This is a genomic window from Pontibacter qinzhouensis, assembly GCF_008017455.1.
GTDB lineage: Bacteria > Bacteroidota > Bacteroidia > Cytophagales > Hymenobacteraceae > Pontibacter > Pontibacter qinzhouensis.
This window is the reverse complement of record NZ_VRTY01000120.1, coordinates 1-15,972: the sequence shown is the minus strand read 5'-3', so window position 1 is coordinate 15,972 and position 15,972 is coordinate 1. Positions and strand designations below refer to the sequence as shown.

Genomic DNA, 15,972 nt, shown 5'->3' with positions numbered 1-15,972 from the left:
ACGTAGGCGGCACCTGGAAAGACCTCACCGACAACGTGAACTCCATGGCCAGCAACCTGACCTCGCAGGTGCGTGACATTGCCAAGGTAGCTACCGCTGTGGCGAAAGGCGACTTAACCCAAAAAGTATCGGTAGAAGCTAGAGGCGAGATCCTGGATCTGAAAGAGAACCTGAACCAGATGGTGGACTCGCTCAACATATTTGCGGATGAGGTAACCCGAGTGGCACGCGAAGTCGGAACTGAGGGTAAATTAGGCGGTCAGGCCAATGTGCCGAATGTGGGTGGAACCTGGAAGGAACTGACTGATAACGTGAATTACATGGCGAGCAACCTGACCTCTCAGGTACGCGACATTGCTAAAGTAGCCACTGCCGTAGCTAAAGGCGACCTTAGCCAGAAAATAACAGTAGAGGCACGCGGCGAAATTGCAGAGTTGAAAGAGAACCTGAACCAGATGGTGGACTCGCTCAATATTTTCGCCGATGAAGTAACCCGTGTGGCACGCGAAGTGGGTACAGAAGGTAGATTGGGAGGCCAGGCCAACGTACCAAAAGTGCGTGGTACCTGGAAAGAGCTGACCGACAACGTGAACACCATGGCTAGCAATCTTACCTCTCAGGTGCGCGACATCGCCAAAGTAGCCACTGCTGTTGTGAAAGGCGACCTGACCCAAAAAGTGTCGGTGGATGTGAAAGGAGAGCTGGGTGAGCTGAAAGAGAACATTAACCAGCTGGTAGATTACCTGAATATTTTTGCCGGTGAAGTAACCCGTGTGGCCCTGGAAGTAGGAACTGAAGGAAAACTCGGCGGACAGGCCAACGTGCCTAACGTGGCTGGTGTTTGGAAAGACCTGACCGACAACGTAAATACCATGGCCTCTAACCTCACCACACAGGTGCGTGGTATTGTAAAAGTAGTAACAGCGGTTTCGAAAGGTGACCTGACCCAGAAATTAACATTGGAGGCACGTGGCGAAGTAGCAGAGCTTGCCGACACCATCAACACCATGGTGGTTGACCTGAACAGGCTGGCAGGTGAAGTTAGCCGTGTGGCCAGAGTAGCGGGCGTGGAAGGTAAACTAACCGAACGCGCCACCTTACAAGGAGTTGGCGGCAGCTGGAAAGAACTGGTAGACACCCTGAACGATCTGCTGGAATCCATTGTAACGCCGGTACTGGAAGTGTCGCGGGTGGTAAGGGCCATTTCAGAAGGTGACCTGACGCAGAAAGTGGAAGCCATGACAGCAGGTGATATCCTGGACATGGCCAATGCCCTGAACCTGGCCGTGGATAACCTTAATGCCTTACTTGGTGAAATAAACGACTCCTCACTTGTGGTTGGTTCTTCCTCAGAAGAAATGGCTGGTAAAGGCTTGGAAATGAACCGTGTGACGCTCGATGTGGCCCTGGCGATGCAGCAAATGGCGGAAGGTGCACAGAACCAGGCCCTAAAGACAGATCAGGCCTTTAAGCTGATCGAAGAAATTATGAAGGGCACGAAAGAAACTGCGAACAGAGCCGAATTGGTGAACAAGGCCGCCTTGCTAGGGGAGGAAACGTCGCAGCTTGGTCTTAAAACAGTAGCAGAGGTGGTGAAAAACATGGAAGAAATCTCCAGTTCTGCGGCACTTACTGCCAAAACCATTGATGTATTAAGTACCCGTTCTCAGGAAATATCGAAATCACTTGGTGTAATTACGGACATTGCGTCGCAAACAAACTTACTCGCCTTGAATGCTGCCATCGAGGCGGCCCGTGCAGGTGAGGCTGGCCGTGGCTTTGCAGTAGTAGCAGAAGAAATTAGAAAGTTAGCAGAAGGCTCCCGTAAATCGGCAAGTGAAATTGCAACGCTGGTAGATGATGTGAAGAAAGATACAGCCTCTGCCGCCACGGCAATATCGACAATGGAAGGCCGCGTGCTAAAAGGAAAAAATGCTACCTTCGAAGCTTCCGGTGCCTTTAAAAATATTGCTGCCACCAGCGGAGAAACACTCCGATCTACCCAGGACATCCTGACGGCAACAGAAGTACAGAAGTCAAGTATCGGCGATGTAGTGAAGTACGTGGAGGAAGTAGTAGCCATCGCCGAGCAAACAGCCTCTGGTACACAGCAGGTGGCCAGCACAGCCAAGCAACTCTCAGGCTCCATGCAGGAACTAACGTCATCGTCTCAAAACCTGAACGACATAGCTGCCGATCTTCAGATAAGTATTTCTGCCTTCAAACTGATTGACGGTAATCTGGTGTTTAACGCATCGCATAAAGGAGGCCGCTTAGCGGCTGTGCCTACACAACGCAAGCAGGTTAAGACTTTAACAAAAAAGGCAAATTCGTCTAAATCCTAAATTGGTTTAAACATTTCAGCATGGTACAGGCCAAGAATGGAAATAACCAGCAAGTACAGGAACCAGAAGTGAACACAACAGAACAAGCTTCTGCCGGAGCCGACAATGCCCGGGAGAACAATCCGAAAAATGCCCGGCCCGAAGAATTGGTGCACCTGGTTGTATTTAAACTGGGTACCGAAAGCTATGGCATTAAAATAGAGCAGGTTAAAGAAGTAACGGTAACTCCAGCCATTACCCGCATGCCGCGCACACCACATTTTATTAAAGGTGTAGCAAACATTCGTGGCGATATTATTGCGATCATGAACCTGGAGGAGCGGTTTGGAATACGACCGGCACCAGTTTCGGACACCGAAGCGGTTAGCACCACCTACACCCTGGTGATAGAGGCAAAAGATTACAGCATTGGGGTAGTGGTACGGGAAGTGCCGCAGTCGCTCAATATTGCCATGTCTAAAATTGACAAAGCACCTGCTTTCCTTCAGGACATCAGCATAAACGAGAACTATATTGAAGGAATTGCCAAGGTGAATAACCAGCTGATTGTCGTACTGGATATGTTTAAGATCCTGACCAATGATGAAATTAAGCAGCTGGCAAGTGAATAAAAAGTATTTACTACTAACATAAAGTATGAAAAGAATTCTGATTGTAGATGATTCCTTCTATATGCGCACCATGTTAAAAAACATGTTGTCTGATGCTGGATACGAAATAGTAGGGGAGGCGCCAAACGGGCAAACAGCTTTGGAACTTGCCAGAACAACCAACCCGGACCTGATAACCCTGGATGTAATTCTGCCTGACAACACCGGGCTGGATGTGCTGAAGGGAATTAAAAGTGAGCAACCCGAAATGAAAGTGGTGATCGTAAGCGCCGTAGGTCAGGAGGTAATTGTGAATGAAGCGCTGGAGTATGGTGCCTTGTCTTATATAGTAAAGCCATTTTCGGAGGAGAAGGTGCTGGAAGTAGTTAGCCAGATTCTGGGTGGGCCTGAAGATTAGGCTTTTAATTAATTTTATGAAGTCTGATAATTCGTAAGGATGGATGATGAATGAAGGAGGGAAATCAGACAAAGCAGCTAAAACTTATAGTTGCCAGTAGCTCCAGCTACGCCAGGTTAGTGTTGGAGCAAATCATGCAGGAGCAAATCGACCTGAATCTGGCGGGGCTGGCAACCAATGGCGATGAGCTGCTTCAACTAACAAAAGTCCAAAGGCCGGATGTAGTGCTGTTAGATTACGATCTTCAGAAGAACAGTAGGTTATTTGCGTTGAAGCGTATTTTTGGTGAAGTACCAACCCCTGTTTTACTTCTGGTAACCAGGGAGCAATTTACCCTGGCGCTGGTAAAGCAGGCCACTGAGCTAGGTGTTTATGCCGTTATAGTGAAGCCTGGAGCTGGTCAATATCCAAATTACAGAAGCATGGCCGCGGAGGTGTTGCTTAAAATCAGGGCCGTTCGAGAGTCGGAGTATATGAACCCTACAGCCAGGTTGCACATGCTGGAGCAGGAGGTAACAAGTGTATTTGCAGAAAACAGACAAGCAAAAAAGCCTGAAACAGCTGCTACTGTAATTGTAATAGGTGCCTCTACCGGTGGAACACAAGCTATTGAAACGCTTATAAAGCATCTGAAGCCGGAGCTGAAGGCGTGTTTGCTCATAGCCATACACTTGCCCCAGCGCTTTACCAGGTCCTTTGCCAAGCGCCTGCAGCTGCTGACACCGCTTGCTGTGCTGGAGGGGAAAAAAGGCCTGCCACTGAAGAACGGGAAAATAATTATTGCACCAGGTGGCAGAAACATGGTAGTAGAGCCAACAGTGAAGAGCAGCAGCAAACTTACTATTGGGTTTGCAGCAGATAGTTCCTCTTTCGACCTGCCATCGGTAGATATGCTGATGAAGTCGGTAGCGGCCTGCCAGCTGCCACGTGTGGTAGGGGTAATTTTAACAGGCATGGGCAAAGACGGGACTTTGGGTGCCGCTTCTCTTAAAAAAGGCAGTGGCATTGTGCTGGCTCAAAATGAAGAATCGTCGGCTATATTCGGAATGGCCAAATCAGCCATAGATAGCGGGCTGATAGACGAAGTGCTGTCTCTGGAAGAGATTGCCGAATTTATAAACGCATATGCGGAGAACAGGTACGAGGTCAGTGGTACTGACAGCATTACATGAAATCAAGAGAGCAGGAGTATAAAGAAATTTTTATAGCAGAAGCGCTGGAGTACTTCGATGCGCTGAACCGGCACATCAGCGACCTCGAACGGAACCCGCAGGATGACCACGTGCTGGCGGAGATTTTCCGGCTGCTCCACAACCTGAAGGCAAATGCAAAAGCCATCGGGTATCTGCAGATTTCGGATGTTTCGCATAAGCTTGAAACAGCCTTTAGCCTGATCCGGAACAAGGAGCTGAGCTTTAGCGATGAAGTCGTGACGGTGCTCTTCGACGGAATTGACATGCTGGGGGAACTCATCTCCAATATCGACAACCCGGGCGCCGGCGAACCAGACCCTGTGCTCCTGCGGAACCTCGATATTATTGTAGATAACCTCTCCGACAGTACCATTGAGCTGGCAAAAGTGCAGAAGTACAATACTTCCAGAAAGCTCTCGCTCTCAGACCTAATCTACATTCAAATTAAAAAGCTGGACCACCTGCTGAACCTGGTGGGAGAGCTGATGATAGACCGCGACAGAATTCTGTCGATTAGCCGTGATCTGAACAACGACGAATTAATGAGCGTGAGTTCGCATCTTTACCGTATTACAGAAGAGCTGCAGTACAGTGTAATGGATGCCCGGCTCGTAAATGTAGGATCGCTGTTCAACAAATTTCCGAGAATTGTGCGCGACATAGCCGTTGCCGAGAAAAAAGAAGTGAACCTCGAACTTATAGGGCAGGATATTCAGATAGACCGGAACATTCTCCAGATAATTACTGATTCACTTTTGCATTTAGTACGTAATGCTATAACGCACGGCATCGAGAAACCGGAAGAAAGACTGAAAGCAGGCAAACCGAAAGAGGGCCGTTTGGCTCTTACGGCACGTAACGACCGGGAAAACGTTATAATTAGATTAACCGACGATGGCAAAGGCATAGATTTTAAACAGGTAAAACGAGCCGCCATAGACCGCAAAATGGTTACGGCAGATGCTGTAGATAACCTGCCACAAGCCGAGCTGTTATCGTTTTTGTTTGAGCCAGGTTTTTCGCTTGCAAAAGAGGTAACGGAGTATTCGGGTAGAGGCGTGGGGCTGGATGTGGTGAAGAATGCAATCGATTCGATTGGGGGCCGGATCAACATAGAATCGGAGCGTGGCAAAGGTACCAGCTTTATACTGCGGTTGCCAACCAGTATTGCCGTTAAAGGTGCTCTTTTGTTCGAGGTAGACGATATTTACTATGCCATTCCGCTTATACACACCGAATCGGTGGTATCGATGGATATTTCGGAGTTGCACGAAGTAGGAGATGTATTACTGGCCGATATTAAAGGAGAAACGATTACCGTAGTTTACCTGAACGAGTTACTGAACGCTCCGCAGGAACAGATGCGGCTCGGCGATGCCACCAAGCTAAAAGGGCAGGTGCAAAACATAATAATTGTGTCGTATAATAACAGAAAGCTCGGATTAATTGTAGACAAACTTTACAGACAACAGGATATTGTGGTCAAGTCACTGAAGAAGCCACTCGATAATATCGATATCTATGGCGGAGTTACGCTGCTCGGAACAGGCAAGGTTTGCCTGGTACTTGATGTGCCCGCTATAACGCGTTTTTTTACAAACAGAAGATAGGCTAACGTGATGGGCGATAAACCGACTAATTGGACTATTATAATGGAACCTCAGGTTACTGATTTAGAAAGAGATATTATTAAGGAAATTCTTAATATCGGGTTGGCTCGTGCTGCAGACTCTTTTGCCGCTATAGCGCGCGATAAGGTTATGTTAAAAGTGCCTGACATCCAGATTATAGAGGTGAAGGAGCTGATCAGCCTGGTATCTAAATTCGAGAATTCGCATGTTATTATTCAGTCAGATATAAAAGGAGACTTTAATGGCTCTACGCTGCTGCTGTTCTCCGATGACCACATTGCCCGTTTATCGGAGGTTTGCCTGAGCATGCTCGAAGTACAGAAAGGCGAACTGAACCTGATGCAGGAGTCGTTGCTGCTCGAAATAAGCAATATTATTACGGGGGCGCTGGTAACGCAACTGGCTAACATACTCAAATCCAACATCTACGGGTCGCCACCAAAAGCTCCTAAAAGCCATATAGCCGACTCGCTCAAAGATATTCTGGTACAGCACCCGCTCTTTCAGCCATTGGTTTTCACCGTTATCACGCAGTTTTCGCACAACCTGAAAAGCGTAGAGTTGCCACTCATGCTCTTCTTCGACACAAACACCCTCCTGAAAATGATTGATATAATCAGGACATTCACTCAAAACAAAAATAATATACTGGGCGAAGATTAAAGAAAAGATTAGGTAACCAAAAAATTATTCTGCTACTCGCGTCTGCCGTTCCTGCTTGTGCTGGTGCAAAAACTGGTAGGCTTTTGTCTCAGTTTCTCCGTTATCCTGTGCCTGAAGCAGCTCACGTCTTATTTTCTGAAAGTTCAAGTCATAGCTTCCTCTACACAAACAAATAAATCACTTTAGTTGCTCTCTTACTTGTCAGTAAGATTTTACAAATTTTTGCAGCCAATTGTTTGCCCTTCCTGCTGCTACCATACCTAAGTGAGGCTACAAAGGGATGAGTTGCATCACTCTCTTCAAATTATTCCAATCAAAAGACCCTTCCAAAGCTCTTCGTCCAATTTTTTGCCAAGGGTGTTTCCTGCTTAAGAGTCACTCATAGGCATCTGAAAAGTAACATCTCAGCTTCTGCAAAAGCACATATATTGAAGAATAGGATTTTACCGGCAATGGTCTGAAAAGGACTCAAATTATTTAAATGAAATTGGCCTCCAGAAGAGATTCTGCCTCAAAAGAGTCAAGGGCTTCGGTTCTGATTATCAAATAAATACAACCACCTGGCGGGCGTGCGCGTTCTTTTATATTTGATAATAGCTATAGTTTTCGTTTTTTTGTTTGCTTTAGTTTTTTTTACCTACACTTCTAATGGATGAACGCTTTAGGAAGACACATTTTAGTTGAGTTTTACGATTGTTCCCCGGAACTGATGAATGATGTCATGCACATCGAAAACAGCATGGTGGCCGCCGCAGAAACAGCCGGAGCTACGGTCATTAACAGTACCTTTCACCACTTCTCGCCTTATGGGGTATCGGGGGTGGTGGTGATTCAGGAAAGTCACCTGGCCATTCACACCTGGCCGGAATATGGCTATGCCGCTGTCGATTTGTTTACCTGTGGCGATTCAGTAAACCCTTGGGTATCTTATAATTACCTGAAAGAGGCCTTTGAGGCTGGGCACGGCTCCTCTATGGAGTGCCGCCGTGGACAGTTAGAACTGCTCAAGCGCCTCGACTTCAACCTCGAATCGTTACGCGATGTGTCTCCTAAACCAGCAGAACAGCTTGGCACCATTACCCGCGACATCTGGTTTACAGAACGCGACGAAAATATTGCTCTTTCGCTTAAACACTCCGGTAACCAGCTTTATAAGAAAGACTCACCGTACCAGCGCGTTGAAATCTACGAAACACTGGCCTACGGAAACATGCTCACGCTGGATGGCATGGTGATGTGCACACAGAAAGATGAGTATGTGTACCACGAAATGATTACACACGTGCCTATCTTCAGCCACCCAAAAGCGAAACGCACCCTGGTAATTGGTGGTGGCGACGGCGGTACAGTACGCGAACTGCTTCGGCACGAGCAATTAGAGGAGGTAACGCTGGTCGAGATAGATGAACTGGTAATAGAAGCCTGCAAACTGCACCTGCCAGAAACAGCTGTAGCATTCGATAACCCCCGGCTGAACTTGCTGGTGCAGGATGGCATAAAGTACATCAACGAATGTGCCGATAGCCAGTACGACCTGATAATTATTGACTCTGCCGATCCGGTTGGCCCGGGCGAAGGCTTGTTTACAGCTGCCTTTTACAAAGAAGTGTTTCGCTGCCTGACACCAGACGGACTGATGATTACGCAAAGTGAGTCGCCACGCTTTAACAGTGCTGTTTTTGTGGAAATTTACGAGACCTATAAGCAGATCTTCGGGCAGGACAAAGTGCATTGTTACCTGGCCGCCATTCCTACTTACCCTACAGGTACCTGGAGCTTCTCCTATTCTTCTAAAGGCGATTCGCACCCGCTGGTGTTCGATCGTGAGGCAGCCGCTGCTTTCTCGCAGGCGCAGGGCCTTAAATATTATAACGAAGACATACATACGGCAGCTTTTGCGCTACCAAATTTTGTGAAGGACCTGCTGAATTCAAATACTAATACTAACCCAGATGACTACTCCGCTGAACCAACCCACTAACAGCAACAGCAAAGAAGAAAAAATCGCCAGTTTCGATCCGAATGGCGTGGGCGATGTTAACGGCGGCCTGTTTGGTTTGCCTTTTACAGTAGAGGAGGCAGAAGTGGTCATTGTGCCGGTGCCCTGGGAGGTAACCGTTTCGTACAGTGCCGGCACGGCACAAGGGCCACTGGCTGTAAAAGAAGCCTCGCCGCAACTCGACCTGTTTGAGCCTGCCATTAAAGATGCCTGGAAACTGGGCATCGCTATGGAAGAAATATCTGCCGATTGGGAAGCTACCAGTGCAGCGCTCCGCGACAAAGCAGAAGCCTATATTAACTGGCTCGAAGACGGAAGCCCTGCCTCAGAGCAGGAAGCCTACGCTCAACTGCCCGTAGAAGTAACCCGGAAAGGGGAGGAACTGCTGCAGTGGCTGAAAGCAAAAGCACTGAGCTACCTGGACCAGGGTAAACTTGTTGGCGTACTGGGCGGCGACCACAGCACTCCACTTGGCCTGATGCACGCCCTCGCTGAGCGCCACGAAGAATACGGTATTCTGCAGGTAGATGCCCATGCCGACCTCCGCGATGCCTACGAAGGGTTTGAATTTTCGCATGCCTCCATTATGTTCAACGCCTTAAAACTACCGCAGGTAAAGAAACTGGTGCAGGTAGGAATCCGCGATATTTGCCAGGCAGAGGCAGAACTGGCGGAGCAGTCTAACGGGCGGGTGGCTATATTTTACGATGCAGTGCTGAAAGAAAACATGTACGAAGGTGACAGCTGGAAAAAAGAATGCAAAAAGATAATTGCGCAGCTGCCACAGAAAGTTTATGTGAGCTTCGACATAGATGGCCTCGATCCGAAACTTTGTCCTGCCACAGGTACTCCCGTTCCAGGCGGATTAGAGTTTGAGCAAGCCGTTTACCTCATCAAAGCCCTGGTAAAATCTGGCCGCGAAATCATCGGCTTTGATTTGTGCGAAGTGGCTCCCGGCGACAGCGAGTGGAACGGGAACGTGGGTGCCCGCCTGTTGTACAAGCTCTGTAACTGGATGGCAGTATCGCAGAAGCGGCTGGAGCTATAATTAGTTCATCTTTATAAGTAGGCTTACGTATAGCATTTCAATATATATCTTATCTTAAATGCTGTAATTCTATGGGAATTATTATAAAGATTTTACTCTCTGGTGTAGCCGTTTTGCTGGCTGCGTATATTTTGCCGGGTGTTCAGGTAGCAGGTTTCATGAGTGCGATCATTGTTGCCATTGTTCTAGCCATCTTAAACGCCATTGTGAGGCCGATTCTGGTGCTGTTAACCATACCGGTTACGATCCTGACGCTGGGCCTGTTTCTGTTGGTGATCAATGCCATTATAATTTTACTGGCAAGTTCGATTGTTTCCGGCTTTACTGTTGATGGTTTCTTGTGGGCTCTTATTTTCAGTCTGGTGTTATCGCTCCTTTCTGCCATTCTGGATGCCATTTTTTAATTCCAAGCCAGGTCAAAGAACCCAGGTAAAATAATTCACAAATAGAAGGGGCCGGATAATAAATCTGGCCCCTTCTATTTATAATACCCATAAATTCTCTACATAGCAGCATTATGCTCTCCTGCCCAGGCCTCGCAGGCATCTGCGCATTCTTTACAGGCATCTGCACATTTCTGGCAATGCTCGTGCTCGTGTTTGCGACACTCCGCCTCACATAAGCGGCATATTTCAATACATTCTTTCATCACGTGTTTAGCATGCGGCGAATTTCTGGCCACAAACCGCGAGTTGAGGGCGCAGATATCGGCACAGTCGCGGTCTAGCATAATGCACTTCACCATCATTTTCACGTCGTCTTCCTGAAGGCACATAGTGGCGCAGGTTTCGCAGGCCGTAATACATTTAATCAGCAGGTGCTCCAGTTCATTCGTTTTTTCAGATTTCATAGCTTCTAAGATTTTAATTATCAGAACTTATAGGTACGCACTATAGCTCCTGTTGTTCGCAGGCATGCTCTCCTCGTTATAATAGATAAGTGACTTAGTAAGTATAGTATTTCTGAGAGAAAGTCTACGATCAAATCTTTCTAATGAAATTACCCTTCCAAAGGGTTTTGAGCGATAAACAATCCAAGGGTGAAGTATTTATTAACAGAAGTGGCTGATACGAAATGGAGGTCGCTGAAATGAAGAGCGGCCTGTTGCTGTTACAACGGCCGCTCTCTCGTTAATCTATGTTATTGATGACAAAACGATCAGGGTAGTGCTGCTCATACAGCGCGTGAAGCATGCCATCTTTCAGGCCAACAGCAGGAACCAGCATGGTGTCGAGCTGTGCCCACTTCATGGCCGACAGATAGATTTCCGCAGCAGGCAGAATAACATCAGCGCGATCGGGGTTTAGGAGTAGTTTTGTGAGTCGGTCCTCCATGCTGGTAGCAGCAATGCGGGCAGTAACTGCTTCTATTTGGTGTAGATTAACAGGTTGCCCGGTAGATTGCCCTGCTAACTCAAAAATCTTATTAATGTTACCACCGGTGGCAATGGCACGGTTAAGCTGGTAACGACTGGTGTTTTCTTCTATCCAATAGCGCATCGAGTTCCAGAGTTCGGCAGAGTCGTGGCCGTGCATGTGCCGGATAGAGCCCTGCTCAAACGACTGCGACACCATCTTTTCGCGGTTCACATAAATATTGAACTCAGTACTGCCACCACCCACATCTATGTGCAGGTAGTTCTGGTTGTCCAGAAAATTGACAATGACTTTGTTTATCAGGTCCGCTTCCGTAACACCGTCAATAACCTGGATCTTTAAACCGATGGCATCGTACACGCGTGCCCTGACTTCGTCTGAGTTCAGGGCGGTGCGCATGGCAGAGGTGGCACAAACCATAAAGTGCTCCACATCATGCACATCAATCAGCAACTGGAAAGAGTGCAGGAGCTTAATAAACTTGTTTATTTTTTGCTCACTTATGTAACCTGTGTTAAACACATCTTCTCCAAACCTGATGGCGTAGCGCACATATTCCACGCGCTTAAAGGTAACTAGCCCGCTTTGGTTAAACACATTCGAGATCTGGCATCTGGCAGCATTGGAGCCGATATCTATCGCAGCTAACTTCAATAATCTAAATCTTTTTTAGGTCCGAAACAGTTTTTACTACACCAAATATACTATAAAAACGGGCACCACGGAAACACCATTTGCACTACTTACTGGTTTTTAAGCGCGTGTAGGTTAATTTACTGGCTCATGCAACCACCCGATGTCACCTGCAGGCAGCTGCACCAGTTCAAAATTCTTGTAGAGGCCCAGCACGGCAATTTTACTTCCGGCAGCTAAACTGTCTTTTACCGGGGCCGCAGGGTGGGCAGCATCTAAAACTTCTGCTGCCAGAGCTACTGTTTTCTGCCGTACAGGTCTTGTGATGGTTTCTACCAGAGTGGCGGAGATATAGCCTTCTGCGCCATTGGGTAATTGCACACGATACCAGTTGCCGGTAGCACCTGTTACCTGCAGCGGTGTATGCTGTGGCAAACTGCCGAACACACCGGTTTTTGCCGAAGGTTGTAACCTGATATTAGCCTGCCTGGCGGCCACCCGTACCCAATTGCCGATTTTTGCGCCATCTACTGCCACAGCAGGAGGTGCCTGTGTTGGCTGGTGCAGGTAAGGGTAGGGGTTGGTGGCACCCATGCCAGCGCGGTAAATGCCAAAGTGCAGGTGCGGTGCTGTAGTTTTGGCATTCCCGGTGTTGCCAACCAGCCCCAGGGTGTCGCCAACCGATACGCGCTGCCCCGGTGCTACAAGTTGCTTGTCGAGGTGTGCATAATAAAGGTTTTGCCTGCGTTTGGTATCGGAGAGCCACACTACATTGCCTCCACGTGGCGATGTGCCAATACGGGTAACTGTGCCATCTACAGAGGCAATAACCGGTGTACCGCGCGGAGCAAAAATATCCACGCCTTCATGGCGCCTGGCACCGGCATCGCGTGGGTCACCCCAGATGCTGGAGATATTTCGGCTCGATTTACCAGGCACCGGAAAGGCCATCGTAGGTTTAACTTGTACGGTAACCGTATACTGGGCACTGCGAAGCAACTCAGGTTGCAACCTGAGTATGTGCGGCCTGTCGTCGTTAACCTCATAAACAAGCTGTACCGAGGTGGTATCTGCTGTGGCCACATGCTTAGGCGCGTCAGCCTTGTTGGTTGTAGCTTCAAACAGGTCCATAAACACGGCAGTTGTTTCTTGCGACCGTAGCTCCAGGTCTACCACAATGCGCTCTCCCCGCTGCGCCTCCAACCGGTAACCCAGCGCTCGTGGCTTATCGGCTGCAAAATATCCGGTTTCCTTAAACGGAAGTGTAATCGTAATTGAATCCTGCAGGGCCCGGTTACCAGCCGACAGCCATTCCTGCCCCAGCGCGGTCTGGTGCAGGTTGGCATCTTTCAGAGAGGAGGCATAGCGCTCGTATGGCGTTTCTTTTTTAAAGACGCCACGGAGGGTTTTCTGACTCCCGCAACCAGCAACTACAACCACAAGCAGCAATAGACATACCTTATAAATATATATTTTAGTGAATGAATTCATCATGTAAGTTTCAATTATTTAACCTTTTTGTATTAATACCAGATTTAAACCAAAAATGATGCCTTTAATAGCTGATGATCTGACTTATCTGGTTATTGCAATTAGATTGATAGTCAAGCTATGATTGAACGGAATATTGCATAGTACGTAAAAGAATACCTGTAGACATGAAGTAATGCCGCTATGAAAAAACTAAGATGGAAATATAGAAGTAAGAAGATGGTTAAGAAACTCTTACCTCTGTTTGCACCGCTTATTATGTCGCCGGTGGCAATACCAGCCGGTCAATCTGTAGCAAAATCAGACCCAAACAGAATTAAGAGCAAATTAGCCAGCTACCGCATCATGCAGTTCGACCAGATAGTCTATTCGTTATATGAGGATATGCAATTGCAGGAAGACGGACTCCGCTTCGAAGTATTTAGTAAGGCCTTAACCGGTTACTACAACCTGAAACATGAAGGTAAACTCTCCGACAGAGGTATAATTACGATTGTAGACTTCACCAAGTCCTCACGCGAAAAAAGAATTTGGGTACTCGATATTCAGAAGAAGGAATTGCTATATAACACCTATGTTTCTCATGGCCGCAACTCAGGAGAGGAGTTTGCTGAAAGTTTCTCAAATGAGAGCGAATCATACATGAGCAGCATTGGCTTTTATGTAACAGAAGATACGTATTACGGGAAGCATGGCCTGTCGTTAAAGTTAAATGGCATGGATGAAAATTTTAATGCCAATGCGCGTGACCGTTGTATTGTTATGCATGGCGCAGAATACGCCACGGAATCCTTTATAGCGCAACAAGGCCGCTTAGGCCGCAGCTTAGGCTGCCCGGCACTGCCAATGGAAGAAAGTGAAGAAATAATTAATACCGTTGTCGGTAACACCACACTCTATATTCATGCCTCCGACGATACCTACACCTCCACCTACCTCGACCACGCCAATGCGCTGGCAGAAATGGTGCAGGAGCATAAACTGGAGTTACCTGGCTCTAAGCCATCTGCAGACAGTTTAAGTCATAATGGCTTAGCTTCTATATAATAAACTTCCTTTTTACAGTTTAAGATAAAAGGCTGTCTCCTATAAATAAGGAGGCAGCCTTTTATCTTAAATTATGCTAATGAAAATGCCCTTCCAAAGGTTTTTTCCTGGTTTTGTGCCAAGGGTATGCTAGCGGTTGTAAAGCCACATAAGGTGCTTGAGCTTGTGCGCCTGTTGTTCTGTAAACAAATTTGGCTGCAGTCGCCAGGCCCAGTTATTTTCGGTGGTAGAAGGTTTATTCATGGTCGCTTCTGTACCAAGACCAAGCACATCCTGCACGGGCAGTACCGCCAGCTGTGCTACAGACCCGAATGCCAGCCGGCCCATTACCTCATGTATGTTTTCGGGGGTGAGATGGGTATTGGTGTACTGTGCCAAACGGCTTTTGTCGTCGTAGCTGGCCTGTGTGTCAAACCAGCCGCGCATAGTGTAGTTATCGTGGGTGCCGGTGTACACAATCGAGTTTTTGATGTGGTTGTGCGGCGTGTAAGCATTGCGGGGCATGTCGTCGCCAAACGCAAAAATAAGTAGCCGCATGCCCGGCAAATCGAACTGCTGCATAAGCTCCCGCACCGGCTCGTCAATTTCTCCTAAATCCTCTGCAATTATCGGCATCTCTGGGTGGTTAATCCGGACGATAGAGAGAATCTTAGCTCCCGGTGATGCTACCCATTTTCCTTTTATAGCTGTTTTTTCCGAAGCCGGAACTTCCCAGTAAGCCGAAAAAGCCCTGAAATGGTCGAGCCGCAGGAGGTCGAACAAACGCAGGTTATGGTCTATGCGCCTGCTCCACCAATCGAAGTTTTGCTTTTCAAGCGCTTCCCAATCGAACACAGGAGTGCCCCAGAGCTGGCCGGTCTCACTGAAATAATCGGGCGGCACACCAGAAGAGGCAATTGGAAGCCCTCTGCCATCGAGCTTAAAATAATGCGGGTGCGACCAGATATCGGCACTGTCGTGGCTTACATAAAAGGGCATATCGCCTATAAAGGAAATATCCTTTTTATTGCAGTAAGCCTTGAGCTTTTCCCACTGCCGGTAAAACAGAAACTGCAGAAACTGCTCCTGCTCTATTTCCAGAAAAAGCTTATCAGCCAGTTCCAGTTGCGGCCGTTCCTGCCTGTATTTTATTTCGTCGTCCCAGTCTACCCAGCTTTTGTGCCCGAAGTAATTTTTAAAGGCAACATACTGGCTGTAGTCGTGTAACCAGCTGGTGTGTTTCTGAATAAAGCTCTCGAACTGCTCGGCTAAACTTGTAACAGGGTTCTCCTTGAAGTTCTGGTAAGCCTTGTGCCAGATGGTGCGCTTAAACCGTGTTACCTCCCCGTACTCCACTTTTGTGTCGCTGAAGGAGTACCCGGAGGTGTCCAGGTCGTGGTGTTGCAGCAGCCCTTCTTGCAGGAGTAGCACCGGACTGAGCAGGAGAGGGTTTCCGGCAAAAGCAGAATGGCTGCTATAAGGCGAGTTGCCCGATCCGGTTTCGGTTGGGTTCAGCGGCAGAATCTGCCAATACCGCTGCCCCGCCTCCGATAGCCGGT

At 47.9% G+C, this 15,972-nt stretch carries 15 protein-coding genes; 10 read left to right on the top strand and 5 right to left on the bottom strand.

All coding sequences use genetic code 11. The features are described from left to right. The 6 genes from FVR03_RS21330 to FVR03_RS21305 form a co-directional block, all read left to right on the top strand. A partial coding sequence (locus FVR03_RS21330) for a methyl-accepting chemotaxis protein (protein WP_147923801.1) occupies positions 1 to 2,345 on the top strand: 2,345 nt, incomplete at its 5' end. Between the two features lie 20 nt (positions 2,346 to 2,365). Further along, entirely contained in the window at positions 2,366 to 2,956 is a 591-nt protein-coding gene (locus FVR03_RS21325) for a chemotaxis protein CheW (RefSeq protein ID WP_147923800.1), read from the top strand. Between the two features lie 25 nt (positions 2,957 to 2,981). After that, a complete protein-coding gene (locus FVR03_RS21320) occupies positions 2,982 to 3,353 on the top strand; it encodes a response regulator (protein ID WP_147923799.1) in 372 nt (123 codons plus the stop codon). 50 nt (positions 3,354 to 3,403) lie between these two features. Continuing rightward, positions 3,404 to 4,525 carry a chemotaxis protein CheB gene (locus FVR03_RS21315; protein WP_147923798.1) on the top strand — a complete coding sequence of 374 codons (1,122 nt, stop codon included), beginning with the start codon at positions 3,404 to 3,406 and terminating at the stop codon, positions 4,523 to 4,525. Next, positions 4,522 to 6,156 carry a chemotaxis protein CheA gene (locus FVR03_RS21310; RefSeq protein ID WP_147923797.1) on the top strand — a complete coding sequence of 545 codons (1,635 nt, stop codon included), beginning with the start codon at positions 4,522 to 4,524 and terminating at the stop codon, positions 6,154 to 6,156. The genes FVR03_RS21315 and FVR03_RS21310 overlap by 4 nt, the downstream gene beginning before the upstream one ends. Before the next feature lie 42 nt (positions 6,157 to 6,198). Continuing rightward, positions 6,199 to 6,840: a chemotaxis protein CheC gene (locus FVR03_RS21305; RefSeq protein ID WP_255474348.1), complete on the top strand. Its 642-nt coding sequence runs from the start codon at positions 6,199 to 6,201 to the stop codon at positions 6,838 to 6,840. Positions 6,841 to 6,864: 24 nt separating this feature from the next. Here FVR03_RS21305 and FVR03_RS25045 read toward each other — a convergent pair whose 3' ends face one another. After that, on the bottom strand, positions 6,865 to 6,987 hold the full coding sequence (locus tag FVR03_RS25045; RefSeq protein ID WP_255474347.1) for a hypothetical protein: 123 nt from the start codon (positions 6,985 to 6,987) through the stop codon (positions 6,865 to 6,867). A 505-nt stretch (positions 6,988 to 7,492) separates the two neighbouring features. On the opposite strand from FVR03_RS25045, the gene speE reads away from it, so the two are divergent. The 3 genes from speE (at position 7,493) to FVR03_RS21290 (ending at position 10,291) form a co-directional block, all read left to right on the top strand. After that, a complete protein-coding gene (gene speE / locus FVR03_RS21300; RefSeq protein WP_147923796.1) occupies positions 7,493 to 8,821 on the top strand; it encodes a polyamine aminopropyltransferase in 1,329 nt (442 codons plus the stop codon). Further along, positions 8,793 to 9,887: an agmatinase family protein gene (locus FVR03_RS21295; protein ID WP_147923795.1), complete on the top strand. Its 1,095-nt coding sequence runs from the start codon at positions 8,793 to 8,795 to the stop codon at positions 9,885 to 9,887. The genes speE and FVR03_RS21295 overlap by 29 nt, the downstream gene beginning before the upstream one ends. A gap of 71 nt (positions 9,888 to 9,958) precedes the next feature. Next, positions 9,959 to 10,291 (top strand): phage holin family protein, encoded by a 333-nt coding sequence (locus FVR03_RS21290; RefSeq protein WP_147923794.1) that lies wholly within the window; start codon positions 9,959 to 9,961, stop codon positions 10,289 to 10,291. Positions 10,292 to 10,389: 98 nt separating this feature from the next. Here FVR03_RS21290 and FVR03_RS21285 read toward each other — a convergent pair whose 3' ends face one another. From FVR03_RS21285 to FVR03_RS21275, 3 genes are all read right to left on the bottom strand, one after another. Then, positions 10,390 to 10,737, bottom strand: a complete 348-nt coding sequence (locus tag FVR03_RS21285; protein WP_147923793.1) for a four-helix bundle copper-binding protein — start codon at positions 10,735 to 10,737, stop codon at positions 10,390 to 10,392. Between the two features lie 280 nt (positions 10,738 to 11,017). Then, positions 11,018 to 11,917 (bottom strand): Ppx/GppA phosphatase family protein, encoded by a 900-nt coding sequence (locus tag FVR03_RS21280; RefSeq protein ID WP_147923792.1) that lies wholly within the window; start codon positions 11,915 to 11,917, stop codon positions 11,018 to 11,020. A gap of 114 nt (positions 11,918 to 12,031) precedes the next feature. Then, on the bottom strand, positions 12,032 to 13,390 hold the full coding sequence (locus FVR03_RS21275; protein WP_255474346.1) for a peptidoglycan DD-metalloendopeptidase family protein: 1,359 nt from the start codon (positions 13,388 to 13,390) through the stop codon (positions 12,032 to 12,034). Between the two features lie 216 nt (positions 13,391 to 13,606). On the opposite strand from FVR03_RS21275, the gene FVR03_RS21270 reads away from it, so the two are divergent. After that, positions 13,607 to 14,434, top strand: a complete 828-nt coding sequence (locus FVR03_RS21270; RefSeq protein WP_255474345.1) for a murein L,D-transpeptidase catalytic domain family protein — start codon at positions 13,607 to 13,609, stop codon at positions 14,432 to 14,434. A gap of 129 nt (positions 14,435 to 14,563) precedes the next feature. Here the strand turns inward: FVR03_RS21270 and malQ are convergent. Beyond that, positions 14,564 to 15,972 (bottom strand): 4-alpha-glucanotransferase (gene malQ, locus FVR03_RS21265; protein ID WP_255474344.1); only part of this gene is annotated, 1,409 nt, incomplete at its 5' end.